The organism is Nocardioides sp. SRI_004 (genome assembly GCF_057586415.1).
This window is the reverse complement of sequence record NZ_JBYCZV010000007.1, coordinates 198,514-222,219: the sequence shown is the minus strand read 5'-3', so window position 1 is coordinate 222,219 and position 23,706 is coordinate 198,514. Positions and strand designations below refer to the sequence as shown.

The window sequence follows — 23,706 nt, the reverse complement described above, 5'->3', positions numbered from 1 at the left end:
CACCCGTGGCACGGCCGGTGTCTCCATGGCATGACCACCTCAGGAACCAGCCAGGGAGACACGATGACCACCACCCGCATCCCCGCCGCCCCGATCACCGGCCTCTACGGCGCCCTCGTCAAGAAGTTCGCCGGCAAGATGTTCGGCCGCGTGCCCGAGTCGCTCGGCGTCATGTGGCACCACCTGCCGGCCCTCAAGGCGAGCATGGCCTACGGCCAGAAGCTGCAGAAGTGGGACGAGTGCGACGAGACGCTCAAGACCTACGCCCACATGACGGTCGCCTCGCTCATCGGCTGCTCGTGGTGCCTCGACTTCAACTACTTCATGTCCCGCGACAAGGGCCTCGACGAGGAGAAGGCGCGCCAGGTCCCGAACTGGCGGGCCGCCACCGTCTTCTCGCCGCTCGAGCGCCAGGTGATGGAGTACGCCGAGGCGGCGAGCATGACCCCGCCCGAGGTCACCGACGAGATGGTCGCGCCGCTGCTGGCCGCGCTGGGCCCGGCCGGCCTGCTCGAGCTGACCAGCGTGATCGGGTTCGCCAACCTGACGACGCGCTCCAATGTCGCGCTCGGCATCGAGTCCGAGGGCTTCGCGTCGGCGTGCGGGATGAAGCCGCTCGCCGAGCGCCCCGCCGACCGCGCCGCCGTAGGCTCGCCGGCATGACCTCTCGGGACACCGATCCCTTCGTCACCCACCGCAACCTGCTCTTCACCGTCGCCTACGAGATGCTCGGCTCCGCCGCCGACGCCGAGGACGTGGTGCAGGAGACCTGGTTGCGGTGGGCGGCGGTGGACCACGCGGAGATCCAGGAGCCCCGCGCCTACCTGGTCCGCATCGTCACCCGCCAGGCCCTCAACCGGCTCCGGGCGCTCTCCCGCCGGCGCGAGGACTATGTCGGCGAGTGGCTCCCCGAGCCGCTGCTGACCGCGCCCGACGTCGCCGAGGACATCGAGCTCGCGGAGAGCGTGTCGATGGCGATGCTGACGGTGCTCGAGACCCTCGGCCCGACCGAGCGCGCCGTGTTCGTCCTGCGCGAGGTCTTCGACATGCCGTACGACGAGATCGCCACCGCCGTCGGCAAGACGTCGGCCGCGGTGCGCCAGATCGCGCTCCGGGCCCGCAACCACGTCGCCTCCCGCAGGCCCCGGCACGACGTCGACCGCGTCGAGCAGCAGGCGGTCGTGGAGCGGTTCCTGGCCGCCGTACAGACGGGGGACCTGCAGGCCCTGATGGACGCGATGGCGCCCGACATCCTGCTGCGTGCCGACGGCGGCGGCATCGCGCAGGCGATCCGCAAGCCGCTGTCCGGCTCGGAGCCCGTGGCCCGCCTGCTCGCGAACTTCACCGTCTTCGCGCCCGACGGCGTGCTCGACCTGGTCTGGCTCAACGGCGCGCCCGCCGCGCTGATCCGGGCGAAGGGCGAGCTGACCGCGGTCAGCTTCGGCTTCGAGAACGGCCTGATCAGCAACCTGTACGTCGTCCGCAACCCGCACAAGCTGACCGCGCTCGACAGCGAGGCCCGGCTGAGCCGGGAGTCCTGAGCCGGGAGGCCTGAGCCGGGCGTTGGGGTTTGCGTCATACGTTCCGGTCGCCCCAGCGACCACTTCGTATGACGTCCCCGACCCTGACCGGCGGAACCACCGCTGTCGGGGTTTGCGTCATACGTTCCGGTCGCCCCAGCGACCACTTCGCATGACGTCCCCGACCGCACCCGGCGGACCCAGCCGCCGTTGGGGTTTGCGTCATACGTTCCGGTCGCCCGGGCGACCACTTCGCATGACGTCCCCGACCGCACCCGGTCAGATCACCCTTGCGCCCGCGCGCCATGCTGGACCCATGCGCGCCGTGATGCACCACGAGTTCGGAGACCCGGCTGAGGTCCTCACCGTCGAGGACGTGGAGGTCCCCCAGCCGGGACCGGGCGAGGTGCGGGTCCGGACCCTGCTCGCCGCGATCCACAACCACGACCTGTGGACCATCCGCGGTTCCTACGGCTTCAAGCCCGAGCTGCCGGCCCGCGCCGGCACCGAGGCGGTCGGCGTCGTCGAGGCGCTCGGCGAGGGCGTCGAGCACCTCGCGGTGGGCCAGCGGGTCGCCAGCGGTGGCACCTTCGGCGCGTGGGCGGAGGAGTTCGTCGCCCGCGCCGGCGGCCTGATCCCCGTCCCGGACGGGGTCCCCGACGAGGTCGCGGCCCAGCTGGTGTCCATGCCGTTCAGCGCGATCAGCCTGCTCGAATCGCTCGACCTGCAGCCCGGCGACTGGATCGTGCAGAACGCCGCCAACGGCGCGGTCGGCCGGATGGTCGCCCAGCTGGGCAAGGCCCGCGGCGTCAACGTGATCGGCCTCGTGCGTCGTACCGCCGGCGTCGCGGAGCTCGCCGCCCACGACATCGACCGCATCGTCGCGACCGACACCGACGACTGGGCCGACCAGGTCCGCGCGATCGCCGGCGACGCCCCGATCAAGGTCGGCGTCGACTCCGTCGGCGGCAAGGCCAGCGGTGAGGTGATGTCGCTGCTGGCCGAGAACAGCGTGCTCGTCGTCTTCGGCGCGATGCAGTCGCCCACGATGGAGATCAGCTCCGGCGACGTGATCTTCAAGCAGGCTACGGTGCGGGGGTTCTGGGGCTCGACGGTCAGCCGGACCATGCCGGCCGAGCAGCGCCGCGCCCTCTTCGGCGAGCTGATCCAGCGGATCTCCGAGGGCTCGCTGACCCTGCCGGTCGACACCGTCTACTCGTTCGACGAGGTGCGCACCGCGGCCGCGGCGAACTTCGAGCCGGGGCGGTCGGGGAAGATCCTGCTGCGGCCGTAGCCCCCCCTCCTCCCCCCGCGCGCGTCGGGACGTCATACGAACCGGTCGCCCCAGCGCTCGACTCGTATGACACAAACCCCACGACGCCCCCGGCGGCCCTCGGACGTCATACGAACCGGTCGCCCCAGCGCTCGACTCGTATGACGCAAACCCCACCCGACCCCGACGGCCCCCGGACGACCAAGCCGTCAGGAATCGAGAAGCACCCCACCCCCGGCCGCACCTAGCGTCGGGGACATGAACATCGAGTCCCTCACCATCGAGGCCGCCGACCCGGCCGCCGCCCGTGACTTCCACGCCGCCGCCTTCGGCCCCGACCTGCCGCTGCGGTTCCGCACCTCCGACGCCCCGACCGAGGGCTTCCGGGGGTTCCACATCTCCCTGACCATGGCCCAGCCGGCCGACGTCGACGCGATCGCCGCCACCGCGATCGCGGCCGGGGCCGAGGTGGTCAAGCCGGTCACGAAGTCCTTGTGGGGTTACGGCGGCGTGCTGCGCGCGCCCGACGGCACGATCTGGAAGGTCGTCAGCGCCTCGAAGAAGGACAAGGGCCCGGCCAGCCGGGCGATCGAGGGCATCGTGCTGCTCATCGGTGCCGACGACGTCCCGGCGAGCAAGGCCCACTACGTCGAGCGTGGGTTCCGCGTGGCCAAGAGCTTCGGCCGGAAGTACGTCGAGTTCGAGCCCGCCGGCGGTCGGGTGACCCTCGGACTGCTGGGCCGGAAGGCGCTCGCCAAGGACGCGGGCGTGCCCATGGCGGGCAGCGGATCGCACCGGATCGTGCTCAACGGTGGGGGTTCTGCCGTCACCGACCCCGACGGGTTCGCCTGGGAGCCGGCCTCCGTCACCGCCTGACCACCCTCGGGGTGGCGGCTCTCAGGGTCGCCACCCCGGTCCGTTCAGGACCCTCACAGGAACACCCGGCAGCATTGCGTGAAGTTTCAACGACCTGTTCCCCACGCCTGCTCGGAGGCCCACGTGAAGACCCTGACCACCCCCGCCACCCCCGCTCCCCTGCGCGACGTCGCCCTGCTCGTCGCCCGCCTCGGGCTTGGCGTCGTCCTGCTCACCCACGGCCTCGACAAGCTCGACCAGGGCTTCCGTACGACGGCAGACGGGTTCGCCGCGATGGGCATCCCCGCCCCGGAGGCAGCAGCGGCGTACGCGCTCGTCGCCGAGATCGGCGGCGGCGCGCTCCTCATCGCCGGCCTGCTCACCCCGGTGGCCGGCCTCCTCGTCGTCGGCCAGATGGCGGGCGCCTTCTGGTTCGTCCACCGCGGCACCGAGGTGATGGCGGCCGCCGGCGGCTGGGAGCTGGTGGGCGTGATCGGCTTCCTCGCGCTCGTGCTGGCGGCGACCGGCGCCGGCCGGATCTCGCTCGACGCGCTGATCGGGCGGCGTACCCCGGCGACCGCCTGAGGGCACCGGGGCCCGGCGGCTCAGAGCTGCGCGAGCAGCTCCTCCATCCGGTCCACCTCGGCGCCCTGGCCGACCACCATCTCCTCGGCCATCTCGGTGACCCGGACGTCGCTGCCGCGCTTCGCGACGGCGTCGGCCATCTCGATGGCGCCCTGGTGGTGCTGGATCATCCCCTCGAGGAAGAGCCGGTCGAACTCCGCGCCGGAGGCGTCCTCGAGCGCGTGCATCTGCTCCTCGGTGAGCATGCCGTGCATGGAGGCGTGCCCGTGCTCGCCGTGGTCGAAGGCGGCCGGGTCGTCCTTCGCCGACGGGACCGCCACGCCCTGCTCGGTCAGCCAGGCCGCCATGGTCAGGATCTCGGGGCGCTGGGCGGCGAGGATGCGCCGGGCCAGGGCCTTGACCTGGCGGGACTGCGCGCGGGTCGGGGCCAGCTCGGCCATCGTCAGCGCCTGCCCGTGGTGCGGGATCATCATCTGCACGAACGCGATGTCGTCGTGGGCCACGTCGCCGTGGTCCACCTCCGCATCGGGCGCCAGCGTCGGCGCGTCCTCGCCCGGACCGCCCGGCTGGATGACCGCGGGCCCGGAGGCGGGCTCCGCGCGGGCGTCGTCCTCGTGCTCGAGGCAGCCGCTCAAGGACGGCGCGGCCAGCGCGAGCGCCACGGCGAGGACGGCAGGGGACAGCGACCGAGAGCGAGACACCGAGAAGCTCCTCAAAGGGGTTGTGGGGAGTGCTCACCATAAGCCAGAGTCAGGAGCTCGGAGCCGTACCAACCTTCTCGGGAGTGAACATGGCGATCCCTGTCCCCCTGCGCCTGCGCAGGCTCGGCGTCTCCGCGCTGGGCGTGCTGGCCCTCGGCCTCACGGCGGTGACCCTGCCGGCCGACGCACACGACGACGGCCCGGACGCGGCCGCCTGCCCGCCCGGCCAGCAACGTGCCGCCGAGCGTGCCGGAGACAACTTCAAGCTGGCCTGCCTGCCGGGCCAGGACCTGGCCAGGCTCGACGACAGCGCCGCGGTCCTGCGCCCCGGCGAGGTCGACAAGAGCGCCAACATCCAGCTGCTCGCGAACCTGCCCAAGTCCGGGCCGTTCGCCGGCGAGTCGTCCTTCGAGACCGACCTCGCCTTCCAGGGCGACTACGCCTTCCAGGGCAACTACGACGGCCTGTCGGTCTACGACATCCGCAAGCCGCACAAGCCGGTGCTCGTCACCCAGGTCGTGTGCCCCGGCTCGCAGAACGACATCTCCGTGTACGACGACCTGCTGGTCCTCAGCGTCGACTCGAGCCGCAGCAACGACACCTGCGACAACGTGCCGCAGTCCGCGACGATCAAGGAGTCGTGGGAGGGCATCCGGGTCTTCGACATCAGCGACCCGACCACTCCGCAGTACGTCGCGTCCGTCGAGACCGCCTGCGGCTCGCACACCCACACGCTCGCCCCGTCCCAGGACGGCAAGGACGTCTACGTCTACGTGTCGTCGTACTCGCCGAACGCGAGCTTCCCGGACTGCCAGCCGCCGCACGACCAGGTCAGCGTCGTGAAGGTCCCGGTCGCTGCTCCGCAGGACGCCGCGGTCGTCGCCGAGCCGGTGCTCTTCCCCGAGGGCGGCAACCCGCCGGGCGGCTACTCGCGCGAGACGTCGGGCTGCCACGACCTCACGGCGTACCCGAGCAAGGACCTCATGGCCGGTGCCTGCATGGGTGACGGCGTCCTCGTCGACATCTCCGACCGCGAGAACCCGGTCGTGACCGAGCAGGTCCGCGACACCGAGAACTTCGCGTTCTGGCACTCGGCGACCTTCAACAACGCCGGCACGAAGGTGGTCTTCACCGACGAGCTCGGCGGAGGCGGCGGCCCGACCTGCAACCCGACCGTCGGCGACGTGAAGGGGGCCGACGGGATCTACGACATCGTCGACGGCAAGCTCGTGCTGCGCTCCTACTTCAAGATCCCGCGGACCCAGGCCAACACCGAGAACTGCGTCGCCCACAACGGCTCGCTGATCCCGGTCAAGGGCCGCGACATCATGGTGCAGGCGTGGTACCAGGGCGGCATCTCGGTCTGGGACTTCACCAACTCGGCGAAGCCGAAGGAGATCGCGTACTACGACCGCGGGCCGCTGTCGGAGGAGCGCCTGATCCTCGGCGGGTCGTGGTCGGCGTACTGGTACAACGGCCACATCTACTCCAGCGACATCCAGCAGGGCTTCGACGTGTTCCGGGTCAACGACCCCCGCGTCGCGCCGGCCCGGGGTGTTCGCACCGACGAGCTGAACGTGCAGTCGCAGACCTCGTACTGACCGAACGGGACGGAGCCCCCGCCAGCAACGGCGGGGGCTCCGTGCCGTCTCAGGCCCGCAGCGAGGTCGCCCGCACCCGGCCGCCGCGGGCCGGGATCATCGTGACGTTGCGGCTGACCGGCCGCTCCGGGGCGGGGTCGTCGACGACGAGGTCCGCCCGCCGCGCGATCTCGGGCACGACGATCCGCAGCTCCTCCATCGCCAGCGCGGCGCCGAGGCAGCGACGGGTGCCTCCGCCGAAGGGCACCCACTCGTGCGCGCCCGGCCTGCGGCCGAGGAAGCGCTCGGGCGCGAAGCGGAACGGGTCCGGGTAGAGGTCGGCGCGGTGGTGGAGCAGCAGGATGCCGATGAGCACCCGGCTGTCCGCCGGCGCCACGACGTCGCCGAGCTGCCACGGGACCCGCACCCGCCGCCCGATCAGCGGCACCACGGGCCGGGCCCGCATCGACTCGGTGATCGTCGCCTCGACGTAGCCGTCCGGGTCCTCGCCCGAGCGCACGACGTCGCGGAGCCGGTCGTGGGCCGCGGGCGTGCGCAGCAGCCGCTCGAAGGTCCACGCGATCGTGTTGGCGGTGGTCTCGTGGCCGGCCAGGACGAGGGTCAGCAGCTCGTTGCGCAGCTCTCGGTCGGTCAGCGGGGCGCCGTCCTCGTCGCGGACGTCGAGCAGCAGCGACAGGATGTCGTGGCGGGCACCGGGCTCGTGCGTGGCCCGGCGCCGCGCGATGACGTCGTACATCGCCCGGTCGAGGCGCGCGACGACCCACTTCTGCGGCCCCACCGACTCCTCGCGGTCCAGGTTGAGCAGCTCGCCGAAGCGCGCCACCGGCGAGGTCGACAGCTCGAGCGTGCGGCGTACGACGTGGCGCAGCCGGGCCTCGGCCGGGTCCGCGCGGTGGTCGATGCCGAAGACACCGGACATGATCACGTCGAGGGTGATCGCCTGCGTCGTCGCCGCGAGCGGGAAGGCCCGGCCGGTCGTCCAGCGGTCGAGGTGGCGGGCCGTGGCGTCGCGGATCTCCTCGCGGTAGCGCGCGATCGCCTCGCCGTGGAAGGACGGCATCATCAGCTTGCGGCGCCGCCGGTGCTGCTGCCCGACCGCGGTCAGCACGGACAGGCCGACGACCGGTCGCACCGGCGACTCCCCCGCCAGCGACGGCGCCACCTCCGGGTCCGCCGTGAAGAGCGACCGGACGTGGTCGGGGTGCTGCGTCATCACGACCAGCCTCGGGTCGAGCAGGCTGGCGAAGGAGAAGGTGTCGCCCAGCTCGGCGCCGGCGAAGACCTCGCGGCCGAGGTCGCCCGCGATCCGCAGGCTCTGCCGCACCCGGTTCGGGTGGCCGTGCTGCGGTGCCGCCGCGCCGGTGGTGCCGGGCGGGAGCGGTCCCGCCTCCGACGGCGGGGGTACGACGGGATCGAGTCCGCCGCCCGTCGCGGGCCGCGCGTACCAGGGCACCGGCCCGGTGCGGGTGGGCAGTCGGGTCAGCACGCCGGCCATGCCCGCCATCGTCGCCGAGGGGGCCGGGCCGGACAACCTCCCACGGGAGGAAGCCGCCCCGCTCAGGTGACGAGGGTCGAGGCCAGGCCGAGGACCGCGCACACGCCGAGGGTGCGCAGGGTCGACCACTTCGCGCCGAAGACCAGCGCGACCGCCACCGCGGTCAACGCGAACGCGATCGGGTCCCACGACGACAGCACGGGTACGTCGAGGTCGACCGGCCCCCACGCGAGCGTGCGCGAGCGCTCGAACAGGTTGTGCAGCGCGAAGAAGAACGCGAGGTTCGCGATCACCCCGACCACGGCGGCGGTGATCCCGGTCAGGGCGGCCGTGAGGTGGAGGTTGTTGCGCAGCCGCTCGACGTAGGGGGCGCCGAGGAAGATGAAGAGGAAGCAGGGCACGAAGGTCACCCAGGTGACCAGCAGGGAGGCGATGACCGCCGCGACCCACGGGTCGAGCGAGCCCGGGCTGCGGTAGGCGCCGACGAAGGCCACGAACTGCACCACCATGATCAGCGGCCCCGGCGTCGTCTCCGCGAGCGCGAGCCCGCGCACCATCTCCCCCGCCTTCAACCAGCCGAAGACGTTGACGGCCTGGTGGGCGACGTACGACAGCACGGCGTAGGCGCCGCCGAAGGTGACGACCGCGGCGCCGGAGAAGAACAGGCCCTGGTCGACGAAGACGCTGTCCCTGCTGAACACCGCGGCGGCCACGGCCACCGGCGTGAACCAGAGGACCAGGCCGACGGCCAGGACCTTCAGCCCGCGGACCGTCGACGGGGCGTCGTGGTGCAGCGCGTCGTCGCTGATGAGTGGCTCCGGACCGTCGGCCTCGCCGCCGTGGCCCCTGCTCTGCACGAACGCGGGGATCCGCTGCCCGACCAACCAGCCGATCACGCCCGCCGCGAGGACGACCAACGGGAAGGGCACCTTGAACACCGTGAGCGCGACGAAGGAGGCGACGGACATCGCCACCAGCACCGGGTGGTGGAGGGCGCGCTTGCCGACGCGCTGCACGGCCTGGACGACGATCGCGATGACCGCGGGGGCCAGCCCCGCGAACAGGCCCGTGACGAAGGCCGTGGAGCCGGCGCCGACGTACAGGGCCGAGAGCGCGAGCAGCGCGACGACACCCGGCAGCACGAAGAGCACGCCGGCGACCAGCCCGCCCAGGGTGCCGTTGAGCAGCCAGCCGACGTAGATCGCCAGCTGCTGGGCCTCGGGGCCGGGCAGCAGCATGCAGTAGTTCAGGGCGTGCAGGAAGCGCTGCTGACCGATCCAGCGCTTCTCGTCGACCAGCTTGTGCTGCATGACGGCGATCTGGCCCGCCGGGCCGCCGAAGGTCTGCAGCGAGATCGCGAACCACGCACGGGTCGCCTCACGGAGCGGGATGACGTCGCCGGCCCGGGTCTTGTCGGAGGTCATGGCACCGCCATCCTCCACCCTCCGGCTCAGAGCCAGCCGGCCCCGTCCACGATGAGCAGGATCCCGAAGAGCGCGAAGAGCGCGGCGGCGCCGTACGCGATGACCTTCTCGGGCAGGCGGCGGCCGAGGATCGCGCCGACGCCGATGGCGAGCGCGTCGGCGGCGACCATGCCGAGCGTCGAGCCGAGCCAGGTGCCGAACCAGCCCTCCTGGGTGGCCAGGGTGATCGTCGCGAGCATCGTCTTGTCGCCGAGCTCGGCGAGGAAGAAGGCGACGCCGACGGCCAGGATCGCGGCGCCGGTCGCGTTGCGGGCCTTGTCGGCCTCCTCGTCGGTGAGCTCGTCGCCGCGCAGGGTCCACAGCGCGAAGAGCAGGAACGCGACGCCGGCGACGACGGCGATCGTGCCCTGGTAGTCCGCGAAGGCGTCGCCGATGACGGCGCCGATCCCGACGGAGGCGAGGTGGACGAGGGCGGTGGCGGCGGTGATGCCGATGATCACGTCGCGGGCGCGGTAGCGCGCGGCGAAGGTCATCGCCATCAGCTGGCTCTTGTCGCCGAGCTCGGCGACGAAGATGACGGCGGTGGAGAGCAGGAAGGCGTACATCGGTGGTTCCTCTCGGCACCTGGCGAGAGACCCCCTGGATGGACGCGCGCTCTCGACCAGGCGCCCTTGCGGGTCGGCAATCTGGTCGAAAGTCTCGTCCGCCACCCGATCGCTCGAGGTGGCCTGCCGCACCGGACCCGGAGGTCAGTGTGTCGACGCGGCTGTTGGGGACTACTCCCTTTCGGCGCCGAGCCTATCGCGGGGACGACGCCGGTCCCACATCGCGGGGCCGAGCGCTCAGTGCCGCCCGGAGACCCGGTCGGCGACGCGCGCGAGCGGCGAGGTGCTCGCGCGACCGCGGGACTCGGCCCGGTCGGCGGCCCGGTAGGCGGCGTACAGGGCCTGGACCGCGACCCACCGCAGCGGCTCGACCTCCCAGCGGCGGGCGCGGTGGCCGACCCACGGCAGCCGGGTGCGTTCGGTGTCGTGGCCGAGCACCAGGTCGGCGAGGGTGCGTCCGGCGAGGTTGGTCGCGGTGACGCCGGTGCCGACGTACCCGCCGGCCCAGCCGAGGCCGGTCGCCGGGTCGAGGCCGACGCTCGCCGACCAGTCCCGCGGGACGCCGAGCACGCCCGCCCACGCGTGCTCGATCGGCACGTCCGCCGCGGCCGGGAAGAACCGGCGGAGCAGCCCGGTCAGGCCGGCGATGGTGCGCGCCTGGGTGGCGCCGTCGGTGTCGACCCGCGAGCCGAAGCGGTAGGGCACGCCGCGGCCGCCGAAGGCGATCCGGTCGTCGGCGGTGCGCTGGGCGTACATGTAGACGTGGGCGAGGTCGCCGAGCGTCTCGCGACCGTCCCAGCCGATCTCGTCCCAGACCGCCGGGGGCAGGGGCGCGGTCACGACGAGGGAGGAGTTCATCGGCAGCCAGGTGCGGTGCTCGCCGCGCAGGTTGGCGGTGAAGCCCTCCGTCGCCCGGATGACGTACGACGCCCGCACGGTCCCGTGCGCGGTCCGGGCCGCGCCCGCGGTGATCTCCTCGACGTGGGTGTCCTCGTGGATCACCGCGCCGCTGCGCTCGACCGCCCGGGCCAGCCCGTGGGCGAGGCGTGCGGGCTGCAGGCGGGCACAGTGCGGGTGCCACATCCCGCCCACCGCGTCCGCCACCCGGATCCGCTCTCGCACGGCGGCGGCGTCGAGCAGCGCCACGTCCGTGTCCGGCCACTCCTGCTCGGCGGCGACCGCGGCCCGCAGCCGCGCCAGCTGGGCCGGGGTGCGGGCCACGTTCAGCTCGCCGCCGAGGTGGATGCCGGCGTCGATGCCCTCGCGAGCGGCCACGTCGACCACCTCCCGCACGGCGTCGTTCATCCCACGCTGCTGGGCGACCGCCGCGGCGCGGCCGTGGCTGGCGGCGTACTGCTCACGACCGCCGGTCACGCTGTTGGTCAGCCAGCCGCCGTTGCGCCCGGACGCGCCGAAGCCGGCGAAGCGCGACTCCAGCACGACGACGCGCAGGTCCGGTTGCAGCTGCTTCAGGTAGTACGCCGTCCACAGGCCGGTGTAGCCGGCGCCGACGATGCACACGTCGGCGTCGGCGTCGCCGGGCAGCGCCGGTCGCGGGTCGGGCAGGCCGACCTGCTGCCACCAGAAGGAGACGTCGCCGTTGCGGACTCCGATCACCCGGTCATCGTGGCACCGGGTGGGTCAGCGGATGGGCAGGCCCTGGATCCGTTGCGCCGTGTCGCCGGGCAGGCTGCCGCGGTCCCACTCGGCGAAGGTGGCCCGCGCCTCCAGGTCGACCTGCGGGTTCGCGCGGATGTAATCGGCGACGACGCGCTCCGGGTCGATCCGCTCCCGGTTGACGATGAGCCTCCGGTACGCGACCAGCTGGCGCACGGGGTAGGCCCGCGAGGCGTGCAGGTGTCGAGATTCCCGAGTCATGGCGACCACGCTAACGCGCGGACCCACGACGCGCCCAGTGGGGATGGGAGGCTTGCACCATGCGGGACGAGTACGACGCGGGCAGCACCGGGCCCCGACTGGCCGCCTGGCTCGAGGAGCTCGGCCTCGCCGACCAGCTCGCCGCGGCCGGACTGCCGACGTTCGAGCGCGACCTCGGTGGCGCGGTGGTGTGGCGCGACCCCGGGACGGGTGCGGCGCTGACGCCGGACCAGGTCGCCGACCTCGACCGGGTGCTCCACCAGGACGGGGACGAGCCCGCCCACGCCGTACCCCTCGCCCTGGTGCAGCTGCGCCGCCAGGCCCGGGTGCGGGCGGCCCTGCTCGCCAGCCCCTGGCACACCTACGCCTCGCTCGCCGACGTGCGCGGCGGGTCGGAGAACGCCGCCCGCTTCGCGGTGCACAAGGCGGCCGAGCGCCACGCCCTGCTCGTCGTCGCCCATGACGGCGGCACGCTGGTCCCGGCCTTCCAGCTGACCGATGCCGGCGAGCTGCGCGACGAGCTGGCGCCGGTCCTCGAGCCGCTGCTGGCCGCCCGGATGGACCCGTGGAAGGTGTGGGCCTGGCTCACCCAGCCGGCCGGGCTGCTCGGCGGGCTGGTGCCGCACGAGGCGGCCCGGGATCCCGAGGAGGCCGCGATCGTGCGGCACGCCGCGGTCCGGCTGGCAGAGGTGGCGAGGGCCTAGGTGCCCTCGACCGTCCGCCAGCGCAGCACCTCCAGCGCGACGCCGATCCGCACCGGGTCGCTCGCGAGCGGGCGCGGCAGCAGCTCGTCGGCCCGCACCAACCGGCGCAGCACGGTGTTGCGGTGCGTGAAGAGGCGTGCCGCCGCCGCGGAGGCGTTGCCGAGCTCGGCGAGATAGGCCCGGACGGTCTCCTGCAGCTCGGCGGGCGCGTCGGCGAGGTCGCCGAGGACCTGCGCGACGAACTCCTCGGCCCGCGCCTGGTCCCGGGTGACCAGCGCGGCGAGCTGCACGTCGGCGAACGCCACGAGCTGGTCGGCCGTCCCCATCCGGGCCACGAGGCGTCGTACCTCCGCGGCGTCGTGGTGGCTGCGCCGGAAGCCCTCGACCCCGCGGGCCGGGTTGCCGATCGCCACCCGCACCTCCGGTGTACGACGGAGGGCGGCCCCGAGCGCAGCGCGGTCCGGCGCCGTGGCCACCGGCAGCCACACCCACAGCGTGCTGGCCGCCGCGACGACCGTCAGTCGCTGCCGGGCGCCGAAGGCCCGCATCAGCTCCTCGGCGACGCGCTCGAGCCGGCCGAGGTCGGAGTCGCGGTCGGTCGTCCACACCACCGCGGCGACGTGGTCGCCGTCGAGCGGGTGGGCCAGCACCGCCTCGGCGCGCAGCCGCGGCACCGGCGCGCCCTCGAGGATGAGGGCGACCATGTCGCGCCGCTCGGCCTGGGAGCCGCGGGTCAGCTCGTCGCGCTCGGCGGCCATCCGCTCGGCGACGGCACCGATGGTGCCGTCGACGAAGTCGGCGATCGACGTCGCGGAGACGAGCAGCAGGTCCTCCAGCTCGTCGGCGTCGCGGGTGAGCTCGAAACAGATCTGCATCCAGGCGCGCCACGCGACGTTCTGCCCGGTCCGGTAGGCGTCGAGGCTGACGTCGTCGAGCCCCCGACGGACGAGGTCGCGGGCCACGTCGAGCTGGACGGCGCTGGTGTTCGGCGGCACCCGGTCACCGGGTGCACGCACGTTGGCGGTGGCCCACGCGAGGAGGTTGTCGAAATTGGCTCGCCGCAGCGCGTCCGCGAGCGCCGGGTCGGCGGCGATCGCCGCGGTCGTCGGCGCGGACAGGGTGGCCTCGTGGACCGGGGTGACCCACTCGTCGGGGTTCTGCAGGGCCCGCTCGGCGGCCTGCCGGATCAGCTCGCGCGTGCGTGGCGCGGGATCCACCCAGGTCATGGAGCGAGCATAGGGGGGCCCTCGGACGGACGCTTGACCTCAACCAAAGTTGAGGTTGGAGGGTTGCTCCCATGACCGCGCTCGCCGCCGCTCCGGCCCCTGCCCGCACGGGCACCACCATCGCGCTGACCGTCATCGCCGGCACCGTGATGATCCCGCTCGACGTCACCGTCGTCGCCGTCGCGCTCGCCCGGCTGGCCGAGGAGACCGGCGCCTCGCTGCCGGTCATCCAGTGGGTCAGCACCGGCTACACGCTCGCCCTCGCGACCGTCATCCCTGCGGCGGCCTGGGCCATCGCACGGTACGGCGCCCGGTCGGTCTTCCTCACCGCGATCGCCGTCTTCACGATCGGCTCGGCGCTGGTGGCGACGGCGTGGGACGCGCCCAGCCTGATCGGGTTCCGGATCCTGCAGGGCCTCGGCGGCGGGTTCGTGATGCCGGCGGCGATGACGCTCGCGCTGCGCTCGGCGCCGCCGGCGGAGCGGGGCCGGGTGATGTCGCTGCTGGGCCTGCCGATCCTCGTCGGGCCGGTGCTCGGCCCGCCGCTGGGTGGCTGGCTGCTCGACAGCTTGTCCTGGCGCTGGATCTTCCTCGTGAACCTGCCGATCGGGCTGGTCGCCCTGTGGCTCGGCCGCCGCAACCTGCCCGTCCTGCCCGGCGACCGGGCCGCGCGCCTGGACCGCACCGGCCTGCTCCTGCTGGCCCCCGCGATGGCGCTGCTCGTGCTCGGGACGTCGCTGGCCGAGGGCTCACTGGTCGAGGCCCGCGTCCTGCTCCCGATCGGCGTGGGCCTCGTGCTCCTCGCCGCCTTCGCCCGCCACGCACTGCGCCACACCGCCCCGCTGCTGAAGGTGCGCCTGCTCGGGCTGCGCGCGACCGGTGGCGGGGCCCTGCTGATGGTGCTCTTCGCGGGCGCCTACTTCTCGACGCTGGTCCTGGTCCCGCTGTACTTCCAGGTCGCGCGCGGGGAGTCGGCCACCACCACCGGCCTGCTGATGGTGCCGCAGGCGGTCCTCGCCGGCATCTCGATCCAGGTCGCCGGCCGGCTCATCGACCGGGTGCCGCCGGTCCGGGTCATCGCCACCGGCATCACGCTGGCGGTCGTCGGCTACGGCGGGTTCGCGCTGCAGCTGGCCGGCGAGGCGCCGTACACGACGCTGGTGCCCTTCCTCGCCCTCGGTACGACGGGCGCCGGCGCGACGATGCTGCCGACGATCACCCAGGCGACCCGCGACCTCGACGACGTCGACATCCCGTCGGGCAGCACGATCATCAACGTGCTCAACCAGCTCGCCACCTCGGTGACGACAGCGGCGGTCACCGTGGTGCTGGCCTCGACCGGGTCGATGCGGGACGCGTTCTGGCTGCCGCTCGCGATGATGACCGCCGCTCTCGTGGTGGCGCTCACCGTGCTCGGGCCGCGCGGCGTCAGGGCGCCCGGAACACCACGCTGACGAAGACCGTCCCGTCGCCGTCGCGCCAGGCGCCGACCCCCGCCGACCGGAACCGCGGCAGGAGGAGCACGTCGTGGTGGCTGGGCGAGCGCATCCAGGCGCGGACCACGATCGACGCCTGGGCGAAGCTGCGGCCGCGGGCGATCACCTCGCCGACCGTCGACCCGCCGCAGCTGCCGAACACGCGGCGCAGGCCGGGGTAGTGCACCATCTCGTCGTTGACCGCCATCCGTCGCGAGCGCGACTCGGCGAAGCGGTCCACGCACGACGACATGCGCAACGCCCGCAGGCCGCGGGCGGTCCGCCGGGCGTTGATCTGGCGCAGCACGGCGGCCTCGTAGGTCCTGGACATCGCGGTGGCGCTCTGGGCCGCGGTGGCGCTCTGGGCCTGGGCGGCGGGCAGCGGGGTGGCCGGAGCCGCCGTGAGGGCGGCCGAGGCCATCAGCCCGGCGAGCGCCGAGCGGAGGAGTGTGCTCATGGGGGGTCGTTCCTTCCCGAGATCAGTCCCCACCTGGCTCGTCCCCGGGCGAACCCTCCGGCGGTACCCGCCGCCCCGCCAGCCACCCCGTTCTCGCCCGAAAGGTGCACTCCGCACCACTCGCACCCCGCAATGGTGTGCTCCGCCCTGCCATCGGGTGGTCTCCCGACCGCACCATGGAGACATGACCACGCACCCCGAACACCTCGACGTCCTCGTCATCGGCGCCGGCATCTCCGGCATCGGCGCGGCCCGCTACCTGCTGGCCGAGCGGCCGGGCACGACCTTCGCGGTGCTCGAGGCGCGTGCGGCGTCCGGCGGCACGTGGGACCTGTTCCGCTACCCCGGCATCCGCTCGGACTCCGACCTCCACACCTTCGGCTACGAGTTCAAGCCGTGGACCGACCCGAAGTCGATCGCGAGCGCGGACCGGATCCTCGCCTACCTGCGCGAGACCTCCGAGGAGTACGGCGTCGAGCCGCACATCCGCTACCAGCACCGGGTCCTCGAGGCGGCCTGGTCGACCGCCGACGCCCGCTGGACCGTGCAGGTCGAGCGCGGTGACACCGGCGAGCGGTTCACCCTGACGGCCGGCTGGGTCTTCGGCGCGACCGGCTACTACGACTACGAGGCCGGCTTCACGCCGACCTTCGAGGGTCGCGACCGCTTCCGCGGCGAGATCGTGCACCCCCAGCACTGGCCCGAGGACCTCGACTACGCGGGCAAGAGGGTCGTCGTGATCGGCTCCGGCGCCACGGCCGTCACCCTGCTGCCGGCGATGGTCGAGGGCGGCGCGGGCCACGTCACGATGCTGCAGCGGACGCCGACGTACATCATGCCGGTGCCGTCGGAGGACAAGCTCGCCAACGGCCTGCGCAAGGTCCTCGGCGAGACCCGCGGCTACGCCGTCGCCCGGCAGAAGAACATCCTCAAGCAGCGGCTGGTGTGGCAGTTCTGCCAGACCTTCCCGAAGACGGCCCGCACGCTGATCCGCTCGGTCAACGCGAAAGCGCTGCCCGAGGGCTTCGACGTCGACACGCACTTCAACCCGCCCTACGACCCGTGGGACCAGCGGCTGTGCGCCGTGCCCGACGGCGACCTGTTCCGCACGATCCGCGACGGGAGGGCGAGCGTCGTCACCGACCGGATCAGCACCTTCACCGAGACCGGCATCCTGCTGGAGTCCGGTGAGGAACTCGAGGCGGACGTGATCGTCACCGCCACCGGGCTGAACATGCAGCTCTTCGGCGGCATCGCGATCACCGTGGACGGCACCGCGCTGCACGCCCCCGACCACGTCGCCTACAAGGGCATGATGCTCAGCGGCATCCCCAACCTGGCCTTCGCGATCGGCTACACGAACTCGTCGTGGACCCTCAAGGTCGGCCTGCTGTGCGAGCACTTCTGCCGCCTGCTGGAGCACATGGAGGCCGAGGGGTACGACGTCTGCGTGCCCGTCGCGCCCGAGGGCATGGCGACCCGTCCGCTCCTGGACTTCGAGGCCGGCTACGTGCAGCGGGCGATCGCCGACCTGCCGCGCCAGGGCGACCGCTACCCGTGGACGATGTCGATGAGCTACGCCGACGACGTGAAGCTGGTCCGCGGCGGTCCGGTGGTCGACGAGGCGCTGCGCTTCTCGACGGCGTCCCCCGCCTGGGCCACGACCGCGAGCAACGAGGCCGTCCCGGCATGAGGCCGGTCGGCGGGCGCGTCCGGTAGTAACACGCCGTCCACCCGACCACCCGCCGGTTGACGGCAGGATCCGGCCCCGAGACCGGCGTGTCGCTGCCGTCGAGAGGCGCCCAGTCGGGTGGACAGCGTGTCACTGCACGCCCCGCCCGGCCGACGCCGAGACCCGCGCCGGCCACCAGAACCGCGCCCCCAGCAGCATCGCCAGGGCTGGGACCAGCACGGTCCGGACGACCAGCGTGTCGAGCAGGACCCCGAGGCAGACCACGACACCGAGCTGGGCCAGCACCACGAGCGGCAGCACGCCGAGCACCGCGAAGACCGCGCCCAGCAGGATCCCCGCACTCGTGATCACGCCGCCGGTCGCCGCGAGCGCGCGCAGCATGCCGTCGCGGGTCCCGTGCTCGCGCGCCTCCTCGCGGGCGCGGGTGACGAGGAAGATGTTGTAGTCGACGCCGAGCGCGACGAGGAACAGGAACGCGAAGAGCGGCACCTGCACGTCGAGGGCGTCGAAGCCGAGCGGGCCGGTGAACAGCCACCAGGAGGCACCCATGCTGGCGGCGTACGTCGCCAGCACCGTCGCGACGAGCAGCAGCGGCGCGACGGCCGAGCGCAACAGCAGGACGAGGGCGAGCAGGACGACGCCCAGGATCAGGGGCAGCACCACCCACCGGTCGCGGCCCGCGCCCTCACGCTCGTCGAGCGACACCGCCTCCTCCCCGCCGACGTGGGTGTCGTCGAAGCCGGTGAGGTCGTCGCGGAGGCTGCCGACCGCGGAGCGGGCTGCGGCCGTGCCGGGCTCGGCGTCGAGCACCACGTCGATCCGGGTCACGCCGCCGCCCGCACCGGCGACGCGGGCGGAGACGACGGCGGCCGAGTCCTCGACCGCACGCAGGACGTCGTCCGCGTCGGCGCGGGTGAGGACCTCCGTCGGGCTCGAGGTGCCGGCCGGGAAGGACTCCGCCAGGCGCTCCCCCGCCGCGATCGCCTCCGGCTCCTCGAGGAACTGGTCCGCGCGGCCGAGCCCGGTCTCGACCCGGAGCAGACCGATCGCGAGCAGCGCGAGGACCGCGGTCGTCGTACCGACGAGCACGGCGGGGCGCCGCTGGACGACGCCGCCGACGCGCCGCCAGAGCGAGGTGCGCTCGGCGAGCGGCGTGGCGCCCTCGCGCGGCACCCGCGGCCAGAAGACCCACCGGCCGAAGAGCACGAGCAGGGCCGGCAGCACGACCAGGACGAACGACGCGGCCACGATGATGCCGATCGCGCAGGCCAGGCCGAGGCCGCGCGTGCTCGGCGTCAGCGAGAGCAGCAGCGTGAGCAGCCCGAGGACCACCGTGGTGGCGCTCGCGAGGACCGGCTCGACCGTACGCCGCAGGGCGAGGGACATCGCCTCGTGGCGCGAGGCGTGGCTGCCGAGCTCGTCGCGGTAGCGGGAGATCAACAGCAGCGCGTAGTTGGTCCCGGCGCCGAAGACGAGGACCGAGAGGATGCCGACGGTGGACTCGTTCCACGCGACGTCGAGCGCGGCCATCGCCTGCGTCGCGAGCACCGCCGCGAGCCGGTCGGCGATGCCGACGACCAGCAGCGGGACGAGCCAGAGCACGGGGCTGCGGTAGGTCAGCACGAGCAGGATCGCCACCACCGACGCCGTGGCGAGGAGCAGGCGGGTGTTGGCGCCGTCGAACACCTTGGCCAGGTCGGCCTGCACGCCCGCGGGCCCGGTCACTTGTGCCGTCACCCCCTCGGGCACCTGCTCGGCCAGGACGGCGCGCAGCTCGTCGACCCGGTCGACGGTGTCGGTGGCCGAGGCCGCCGTGACGGGTACGACGACGAACGCGGCGCTCCCGTCCTCGGCGACGCTCAGGCTCCGGGGGATCGCACCCACCGCCCGGACCGCGCCGTCCAGGACCGACCTCCCGGCGCCGGCCAGCTCGTCGCCGTCGGAGGTGAACAGGACGATCGCGACGTCCTGCCCGTCGTCGCCCACCTGCGCGTCGAGCTCCGCCGCCAGCGTGCTGTCGAGGCCGCGCGGCAGCGAGTCGGTGGGGCGCTGCTCGCGCTCCCCCTCGCCGAGCAACCCGAGGGCGAGGAGCGCCAGCAGCAGCGGGGCCAGGGCGACGAACCAGGCGGTCCGCGGCGCCACCGTGGGCAGCACGCGGGACGGGCGTCGGGTGGAGGGGGACATGGGAGACTCCATCGTCGTCGGGCCGGTGGTCGCGCGGTCACGCAGTCGTTAACATACTTGATAGTTAAGAAAGTGAGATATCTATGGCTCGCACGCAGCCCGGGCCCGGTGACCGGCCGTGGCACGCGACCGCGACCCTGGAGACCCTCCGCAGCCTGCTCGAGGCCGGTGCCCGCATCCGGCACGAGGTGTCCCGGCGGGCGCAGCTCAGCGACGTCGAGCTCGCGACCCTCGAGCGGCTCAGCCACGGGCCGATCGGGCCGGCCGAGCTCGCCCGCCACCTCGACGTGACGAGTGCGGCCGCGACCGGCATCGTCGACCGGCTCAGCCGCCGCGGCCACCTCGAGCGGGTCCCCCACGAGGACGACCGCCGTCGTACCCAGCTCCACATCACGGACAGCGCCACCGCCGAGGTGTCACGCCACCTGCGGCCCATGTTCGAGGGTCTCGCACGGTTGGACGGGGAGTTCAGCGACGAGGAGCGCGCCGTCGTCGAGCGCTACCTGCGCGGCGCGCTCGCGGCGGTCGAGGCGGCCATCGCGGAGCCAGGGGACGGCCCGTCCGACTGAGCGGTCACCCCCGCTCCAGCTTCGTCCACCCCGTCCAGCCCCGCTCCTCGAGCTCGCGCAGCAACCGGCGCGCCATCGGCACGGAGTCGACGAAGACCGCGTCGAGCAGGTCGGCGAGGTCGTCGGGCAGGTCGAGGTCCGGCGCCTCCCAGCCCTCGGGCGGGGCCGCGACGTCCGCCTCGATCAGGGCGACCAGCTGGTCGGCGAGCGCCGGGATCCGCGGGTCGTCGGCGTCCCAGTCGATCGCCGCGGCGAGGTCGCGGTAGAAGCCGCTCTGCTCCGGGTCGTCGAGCTGGACCTCCTTGAGCGCCATGTACGCCGCCATGTGCTGGGGCATCTGCGCGGCGACGAGGATCCACGCGTCGCGCTCGCCCTCGATCAGCCGCTCCGGCAGCCCGATCTCCCGCAGCCGGGCGAGGTACGCCGCAGCCTCCGGCGGCAGCGCGAGGTTGTCGCCGGCGGCCAGCTGGGCGATCCGCTGCCGGTGCTGCTGGCGCTCGCGGATCTCCGCGCGCAGCCGTCGGTCGATGTCGGCGACCGCCGCGGCGAATTCCTCCGCGCCTGCGTCGAGGAGCTCCTCGACGCGGGCGAGGGGGACGCCGGCCTCGGCCAGGGTGCGGATCCGGATCAGCTCGGACACCGCGCGGGCGTCGTAGCGCCGGTAGCCCGAGTGGTCCCGCTCGGGCTCCGGCAGCAGGCCCTTGGTGTGGTAGTGCCGCACCGTGCGGATCGTCACCCCGGCGTACGACGCCAGCTCCCCGATCGTCAGCATGAGCCCATCCTCCCGGTCGTCCCCGACACGACCACCTCAGGCGATCCGGCGGTGGTAGGTGCGCATCGCGAACACGTAGGCGAGGACGAGCAGCCCGGCGCACCACCCGAGCGCGACCCAGATGTCGTCGCCGACCGGCTGCTCGGCGTACAGGTTGCGGATCGTGTCGACGATCGCGGTCACCGGCTGGTGCTCGGCGAACCACCGCACCGCGCCGGGCATCCCGGCCGTCGGCACGAACGCCGAGCTGATGAACGGCAGGAAGATCAGCGGGTAGGAGAAGCCGCCGACGGCGTCCGCGGACCTTGCGGTGAGGCCCGGGATCACGGCCAGCCAGGTGAGCGTCAGCGTGAACAGGACGAGGATCCCGGCCACCCCCAGCCAGGCCAGCGCGCCGGCACCCGAGCGGAAGCCCATCAGCAGGGCGACGAGCACGACCAGCACCAGGGCGGCCGCGTTGGCGACGACCGAGGTGATCACGTGGCCCCACAGCGCCGCGGACCGCGCGATCGGCATCGACTGGAAGCGCTCGAAGATGCCCCCGGAGACGTCGGTGTGGAGGCGGTACGCCGTGTAGGCGATGCCCGACGCGACGGTGATCAGCAGGATGCCGGGCAGCAGGTAGTCGACGTAGTCGCCGGTGCCGGTGCCCGTGCCGGTGTCGATCGCGCCGCCGAAGACGTAGACGAACAGCAGCAGCATCGCGATCGGCGTGACGGCGGTGGTGATGATCGTGTCCGGGCTGCGCAGGACGTGGCGCAACGACCGGCCGAGCAGGGTGGTGGTGTCGCGGACGAAGTGGCGGGTCATCGCGGGCTCCCCTCGGTGCTCTCGGTGCTCTCGGTGCTCTCGGTGCTCTCGGTGCTGGTGATGGCGAGGAAGACCTCCTCGAGCGAGGGCTGCTTCTCGACGTACTGCACCTCGGCCGGGGGCATCAGCGCCTTCAGCTCGGCGAGGGTCCCCTCGACGATGACCCGGCCCCCGTGCAGGATCCCGATCCGGTCGGCGAGCTGCTCGGCCTCCTCGAGGTACTGCGTCGTGAGCAGCACCGTGGTGCCGCCGTGGGCGAGCTCCCTCACCGTGCGCCACACCTCGAGCCGCGCCTGCGGGTCGAGGCCGGTGGTCGGCTCGTCGAGGAAGATGACGGGCGGATCGCCGATCAGGCTCATCGCGATGTCGAGCCGGCGGCGCATGCCGCCGGAGTACGTCGCGACGCGCTTGCCGCCGGCGTCGGCGAGGGCGAACCTCGCGAGCAGCTCGTCGGCGGTCCGGCCCGGCTCGGCCAGGTGGCGCAGCCGGGCGACGAGGACGAGGTTCTCGCGCCCGGTGAGGATCTCGTCGACCGCGGCGAACTGGCCGGTCAGGCTGATCGACTCCCGCACCCGGTCGGGCGCGGTCGCGACGTCGTGGCCCGCGACGACGGCGGTGCCGCCGTCGGCGCGGAGCAGGGTGGCGAGGATGCGGATCGTGGTGGTCTTGCCGGCGCCGTTGGAGCCGAGCAGGGCGTAGACCGATCCGGCCGGGACGGAGAGGTCGACGCCGTCGAGGACGACCTGGCCGTCGTACGACCTGCGGAGGTCGGTGACCGCGACGACGGGCTCGACGCGGGGTGTGTTCTGGTCCATGCCGAGAAGCGTCGAGGGTTGACGCTGCGTCAAGGTCAAGGCGCGGGTGGGACGGGCTCCGTCGGGTACCTCTCGACCAGGGCCCGACCATGAGCCCGACCATGAGGAGGTCGTGATGAGGAGCATCGGGATCGGCGGGGTCGTGGTGGTCGTGTGGCTGCTGTTCGGCGTGCTGGCGGCGTTCCAGCGCGGCTACTTCAGCGACGACCGCGACGTGAACTGCAAGACCTTCGGCGACACGGCACTGACGATCGTCGCCGGGCCGCTGAACTACTTCGGGGTCAACCCGAAGATCGAGTGCGACACCCGGCCGTCGCGCTGACGGCCGGGTCGTCCACGGCCGTCCTCAGGCGCTGTGGAACCAGGGGTGGTGCAGGTCGTGGAAGGTCGCGCCCTGCATCGCGTACTCCAGCTCGGCACGTACGTCGGCGGGCGGCTCGACCTGCTCGCCGGCCCGGGCCGCCTCCTCGGTCGTGAACGCGACGGTCTCGACGAAGCTGCCGTCGTCCTCGATCGCGAGCGTGGCGCCGAGGATGTCGGGCCGCATCTCGTGGAGGGTCTCGCTGTCGGCCATCATCGCCTTCAGCCGCGACGGGTCGTCCACGCGGCCGCGGATGATCTGCACGAAGCCGGCCTCGTCGGAGCCGCCGCCCATCAGCAGAGTCACGTCGTCGCAGTCGTGGAACTCCATCGGGCCGTCCATGACCGCCGCGAAGCGCTCCGCCCAGGCGCCCTGCTCGGGCCGCTCGGAGTTGGCCATCGCCTCCTCGCGCGACGCGAACCGCACCACGGCCATCAGCTGGCCGTCGTCGGTGAAGCCGTAGGTCCCGCCCAGCCAGCCCGTCGCGCCCGGCGACAGGTCGCGGCGCCACTCGTCGATGAGCTCGTGCGCGTCGTCCTGGCGGGTGCAGGGTGCCTGGATCATCTGGATGAACATCAAGAGCCTCCTCGGTCGATCTCGCTGTCTCGATGGGTGTGCGGGACACCGGTCGAGGCCGAACGGGAGTGGGCTCCGTGGGCCCCGGCCGGGCCCACTTCGCAAGGTACGACGATCGGCCGGGCCG

General features: G+C 73.0%; 24 protein-coding genes. 11 read left to right on the top strand and 13 right to left on the bottom strand.

The annotated features are described in order from the left end of the window. Positions 1-63 precede the first annotated feature (63 nt). From AC2YHB_RS12050 to AC2YHB_RS12030, 5 genes are all read left to right on the top strand, one after another. Positions 64-663: a carboxymuconolactone decarboxylase family protein gene (locus AC2YHB_RS12050; RefSeq protein WP_207007575.1), complete on the top strand. Its 600-nt coding sequence runs from the start codon at positions 64-66 to the stop codon at positions 661-663. After that, positions 660-1,541: an RNA polymerase sigma-70 factor gene (locus AC2YHB_RS12045; RefSeq protein WP_207007577.1), complete on the top strand. Its 882-nt coding sequence runs from the start codon at positions 660-662 to the stop codon at positions 1,539-1,541. Before AC2YHB_RS12050 ends, AC2YHB_RS12045 begins: the two co-directional genes overlap by 4 nt. 295 nt (positions 1,542-1,836) lie before the next feature. Next, on the top strand, positions 1,837-2,814 hold the full coding sequence (locus AC2YHB_RS12040) for a zinc-binding dehydrogenase (protein ID WP_487354008.1): 978 nt from the start codon (positions 1,837-1,839) through the stop codon (positions 2,812-2,814). A 237-nt stretch (positions 2,815-3,051) separates the two neighbouring features. Further along, the gene (locus tag AC2YHB_RS12035) at positions 3,052-3,669 is read left to right on the top strand and encodes a VOC family protein (RefSeq protein WP_487354007.1); all 618 of its coding nucleotides are present in this window, start codon (positions 3,052-3,054) and stop codon (positions 3,667-3,669) included. A 123-nt stretch (positions 3,670-3,792) separates the two neighbouring features. Next, entirely contained in the window at positions 3,793-4,233 is a 441-nt protein-coding gene (locus AC2YHB_RS12030; RefSeq protein ID WP_487354006.1) for a DoxX family protein, read from the top strand. 20 nt (positions 4,234-4,253) lie between these two features. Here AC2YHB_RS12030 and AC2YHB_RS12025 read toward each other — a convergent pair whose 3' ends face one another. Continuing rightward, positions 4,254-4,934 (bottom strand): DUF305 domain-containing protein, encoded by a 681-nt coding sequence (locus AC2YHB_RS12025; protein ID WP_487354005.1) that lies wholly within the window; start codon positions 4,932-4,934, stop codon positions 4,254-4,256. An 89-nt stretch (positions 4,935-5,023) separates the two neighbouring features. Between AC2YHB_RS12025 and AC2YHB_RS12020 the strand changes: the two genes are divergently transcribed. After that, on the top strand, positions 5,024-6,535 hold the full coding sequence (locus AC2YHB_RS12020; RefSeq protein WP_487354004.1) for an LVIVD repeat-containing protein: 1,512 nt from the start codon (positions 5,024-5,026) through the stop codon (positions 6,533-6,535). A gap of 49 nt (positions 6,536-6,584) precedes the next feature. On the opposite strand, the gene AC2YHB_RS12015 is transcribed toward AC2YHB_RS12020, so the two are convergent. The 5 genes from AC2YHB_RS12015 to AC2YHB_RS11995 form a co-directional block, all read right to left on the bottom strand. Next, complete coding sequence (locus tag AC2YHB_RS12015; RefSeq protein ID WP_487354003.1) at positions 6,585-8,030, bottom strand: cytochrome P450; 1,446 nt, start codon at positions 8,028-8,030, stop codon at positions 6,585-6,587. 62 nt (positions 8,031-8,092) lie between these two features. Further along, positions 8,093-9,454 (bottom strand): chromate efflux transporter, encoded by a 1,362-nt coding sequence (gene chrA / locus AC2YHB_RS12010; RefSeq protein WP_487354002.1) that lies wholly within the window; start codon positions 9,452-9,454, stop codon positions 8,093-8,095. 26 nt (positions 9,455-9,480) lie between these two features. Beyond that, the gene (locus AC2YHB_RS12005) at positions 9,481-10,059 is read right to left on the bottom strand and encodes a TMEM165/GDT1 family protein (protein WP_192684312.1); all 579 of its coding nucleotides are present in this window, start codon (positions 10,057-10,059) and stop codon (positions 9,481-9,483) included. A gap of 237 nt (positions 10,060-10,296) precedes the next feature. Continuing rightward, a complete protein-coding gene (locus tag AC2YHB_RS12000) occupies positions 10,297-11,676 on the bottom strand; it encodes an NAD(P)/FAD-dependent oxidoreductase (protein ID WP_487354001.1) in 1,380 nt (459 codons plus the stop codon). A gap of 24 nt (positions 11,677-11,700) precedes the next feature. Next, complete coding sequence (locus tag AC2YHB_RS11995) at positions 11,701-11,937, bottom strand: hypothetical protein (RefSeq protein WP_179648531.1); 237 nt, start codon at positions 11,935-11,937, stop codon at positions 11,701-11,703. A 59-nt stretch (positions 11,938-11,996) separates the two neighbouring features. Between AC2YHB_RS11995 and AC2YHB_RS11990 the strand changes: the two genes are divergently transcribed. Beyond that, positions 11,997-12,641: a hypothetical protein gene (locus tag AC2YHB_RS11990; RefSeq protein ID WP_179648532.1), complete on the top strand. Its 645-nt coding sequence runs from the start codon at positions 11,997-11,999 to the stop codon at positions 12,639-12,641. On the opposite strand, the gene AC2YHB_RS11985 is transcribed toward AC2YHB_RS11990, so the two are convergent. Next, on the bottom strand, positions 12,638-13,867 hold the full coding sequence (locus AC2YHB_RS11985) for a PucR family transcriptional regulator (RefSeq protein WP_179648533.1): 1,230 nt from the start codon (positions 13,865-13,867) through the stop codon (positions 12,638-12,640). The two genes, AC2YHB_RS11990 and AC2YHB_RS11985, sit on opposite strands and share 4 nt — an antisense overlap. A gap of 71 nt (positions 13,868-13,938) precedes the next feature. On the opposite strand from AC2YHB_RS11985, the gene AC2YHB_RS11980 reads away from it, so the two are divergent. After that, positions 13,939-15,321 carry a DHA2 family efflux MFS transporter permease subunit gene (locus AC2YHB_RS11980; protein ID WP_179648534.1) on the top strand — a complete coding sequence of 461 codons (1,383 nt, stop codon included), beginning with the start codon at positions 13,939-13,941 and terminating at the stop codon, positions 15,319-15,321. On the opposite strand, the gene AC2YHB_RS11975 is transcribed toward AC2YHB_RS11980, so the two are convergent. Beyond that, positions 15,296-15,799, bottom strand: a complete 504-nt coding sequence (locus AC2YHB_RS11975) for a CAP domain-containing protein (protein WP_179648535.1) — start codon at positions 15,797-15,799, stop codon at positions 15,296-15,298. The two genes, AC2YHB_RS11980 and AC2YHB_RS11975, sit on opposite strands and share 26 nt — an antisense overlap. 184 nt (positions 15,800-15,983) lie before the next feature. Between AC2YHB_RS11975 and AC2YHB_RS11970 the strand changes: the two genes are divergently transcribed. Then, on the top strand, positions 15,984-17,492 hold the full coding sequence (locus AC2YHB_RS11970) for a flavin-containing monooxygenase (protein ID WP_179648536.1): 1,509 nt from the start codon (positions 15,984-15,986) through the stop codon (positions 17,490-17,492). Positions 17,493-17,621: 129 nt separating this feature from the next. Here AC2YHB_RS11970 and AC2YHB_RS11965 read toward each other — a convergent pair whose 3' ends face one another. Beyond that, positions 17,622-19,676, bottom strand: coding sequence for an MMPL family transporter (locus AC2YHB_RS11965; RefSeq protein ID WP_487354000.1), 2,055 nt, complete (start codon positions 19,674-19,676; stop codon positions 17,622-17,624). A gap of 83 nt (positions 19,677-19,759) precedes the next feature. On the opposite strand from AC2YHB_RS11965, the gene AC2YHB_RS11960 reads away from it, so the two are divergent. Beyond that, entirely contained in the window at positions 19,760-20,245 is a 486-nt protein-coding gene (locus AC2YHB_RS11960; protein ID WP_207007595.1) for a MarR family winged helix-turn-helix transcriptional regulator, read from the top strand. 4 nt (positions 20,246-20,249) lie between these two features. Here AC2YHB_RS11960 and AC2YHB_RS11955 read toward each other — a convergent pair whose 3' ends face one another. Genes AC2YHB_RS11955 through AC2YHB_RS11945 form a run of 3 tightly spaced genes read right to left on the bottom strand, consistent with a single transcriptional unit; the run spans position 20,250 to position 22,642 of the window. Further along, a complete protein-coding gene (locus AC2YHB_RS11955) occupies positions 20,250-21,017 on the bottom strand; it encodes a MerR family transcriptional regulator (protein WP_487353999.1) in 768 nt (255 codons plus the stop codon). A gap of 36 nt (positions 21,018-21,053) precedes the next feature. Beyond that, a complete protein-coding gene (locus AC2YHB_RS11950) occupies positions 21,054-21,827 on the bottom strand; it encodes an ABC transporter permease (RefSeq protein ID WP_487353998.1) in 774 nt (257 codons plus the stop codon). Continuing rightward, positions 21,824-22,642: an ABC transporter ATP-binding protein gene (locus tag AC2YHB_RS11945; RefSeq protein WP_487353997.1), complete on the bottom strand. Its 819-nt coding sequence runs from the start codon at positions 22,640-22,642 to the stop codon at positions 21,824-21,826. Before AC2YHB_RS11945 ends, AC2YHB_RS11950 begins: the two co-directional genes overlap by 4 nt. Positions 22,643-22,757: 115 nt before the next feature. On the opposite strand from AC2YHB_RS11945, the gene AC2YHB_RS11940 reads away from it, so the two are divergent. Beyond that, a complete protein-coding gene (locus AC2YHB_RS11940) occupies positions 22,758-22,964 on the top strand; it encodes a hypothetical protein (RefSeq protein WP_487353996.1) in 207 nt (68 codons plus the stop codon). A 24-nt stretch (positions 22,965-22,988) separates the two neighbouring features. Here the strand turns inward: AC2YHB_RS11940 and AC2YHB_RS11935 are convergent, their stop codons facing one another. Next, positions 22,989-23,579 (bottom strand): hypothetical protein, encoded by a 591-nt coding sequence (locus AC2YHB_RS11935; protein ID WP_036543999.1) that lies wholly within the window; start codon positions 23,577-23,579, stop codon positions 22,989-22,991. Positions 23,580-23,706 lie beyond the last annotated feature (127 nt).

What these genes read in the sequence shown, in the direction of transcription:
- AC2YHB_RS12050 (WP_207007575.1), top strand. Translation starts at nt 64, where the DNA reads ATGACCACCACCCGCATCCCCGCCGCCCCGATCACCGGCCTCTACGGC.
- AC2YHB_RS12045 (WP_207007577.1), top strand. Translation starts at nt 660, where the DNA reads ATGACCTCTCGGGACACCGATCCCTTCGTCACCCACCGCAACCTGCTC.
- AC2YHB_RS12040 (WP_487354008.1), top strand. Translation starts at nt 1,837, where the DNA reads ATGCGCGCCGTGATGCACCACGAGTTCGGAGACCCGGCTGAGGTCCTC.
- AC2YHB_RS12035 (WP_487354007.1), top strand. Translation starts at nt 3,052, where the DNA reads ATGAACATCGAGTCCCTCACCATCGAGGCCGCCGACCCGGCCGCCGCC.
- AC2YHB_RS12020 (WP_487354004.1), top strand. Translation starts at nt 5,024, where the DNA reads ATGGCGATCCCTGTCCCCCTGCGCCTGCGCAGGCTCGGCGTCTCCGCG.
- AC2YHB_RS12015 (WP_487354003.1), bottom strand. Translation starts at nt 8,030, where the DNA reads ATGGCCGGCGTGCTGACCCGACTGCCCACCCGCACCGGGCCGGTGCCC.
- chrA (WP_487354002.1), bottom strand. Translation starts at nt 9,454, where the DNA reads ATGACCTCCGACAAGACCCGGGCCGGCGACGTCATCCCGCTCCGTGAG.
- AC2YHB_RS12005 (WP_192684312.1), bottom strand. Translation starts at nt 10,059, where the DNA reads ATGTACGCCTTCCTGCTCTCCACCGCCGTCATCTTCGTCGCCGAGCTC.
- AC2YHB_RS11995 (WP_179648531.1), bottom strand. Translation starts at nt 11,937, where the DNA reads ATGACTCGGGAATCTCGACACCTGCACGCCTCGCGGGCCTACCCCGTG.
- AC2YHB_RS11990 (WP_179648532.1), top strand. Translation starts at nt 11,997, where the DNA reads ATGCGGGACGAGTACGACGCGGGCAGCACCGGGCCCCGACTGGCCGCC.
- AC2YHB_RS11985 (WP_179648533.1), bottom strand. Translation starts at nt 13,867, where the DNA reads ATGACCTGGGTGGATCCCGCGCCACGCACGCGCGAGCTGATCCGGCAG.
- AC2YHB_RS11980 (WP_179648534.1), top strand. Translation starts at nt 13,939, where the DNA reads ATGACCGCGCTCGCCGCCGCTCCGGCCCCTGCCCGCACGGGCACCACC.
- AC2YHB_RS11975 (WP_179648535.1), bottom strand. Translation starts at nt 15,799, where the DNA reads ATGAGCACACTCCTCCGCTCGGCGCTCGCCGGGCTGATGGCCTCGGCC.
- AC2YHB_RS11970 (WP_179648536.1), top strand. Translation starts at nt 15,984, where the DNA reads ATGACCACGCACCCCGAACACCTCGACGTCCTCGTCATCGGCGCCGGC.
- AC2YHB_RS11965 (WP_487354000.1), bottom strand. Translation starts at nt 19,676, where the DNA reads ATGTCCCCCTCCACCCGACGCCCGTCCCGCGTGCTGCCCACGGTGGCG.
- AC2YHB_RS11960 (WP_207007595.1), top strand. Translation starts at nt 19,760, where the DNA reads ATGGCTCGCACGCAGCCCGGGCCCGGTGACCGGCCGTGGCACGCGACC.
- AC2YHB_RS11955 (WP_487353999.1), bottom strand. Translation starts at nt 21,017, where the DNA reads ATGCTGACGATCGGGGAGCTGGCGTCGTACGCCGGGGTGACGATCCGC.
- AC2YHB_RS11950 (WP_487353998.1), bottom strand. Translation starts at nt 21,827, where the DNA reads ATGACCCGCCACTTCGTCCGCGACACCACCACCCTGCTCGGCCGGTCG.
- AC2YHB_RS11945 (WP_487353997.1), bottom strand. Translation starts at nt 22,642, where the DNA reads ATGGACCAGAACACACCCCGCGTCGAGCCCGTCGTCGCGGTCACCGAC.
- AC2YHB_RS11940 (WP_487353996.1), top strand. Translation starts at nt 22,758, where the DNA reads ATGAGGAGCATCGGGATCGGCGGGGTCGTGGTGGTCGTGTGGCTGCTG.
- AC2YHB_RS11935 (WP_036543999.1), bottom strand. Translation starts at nt 23,579, where the DNA reads ATGTTCATCCAGATGATCCAGGCACCCTGCACCCGCCAGGACGACGCG.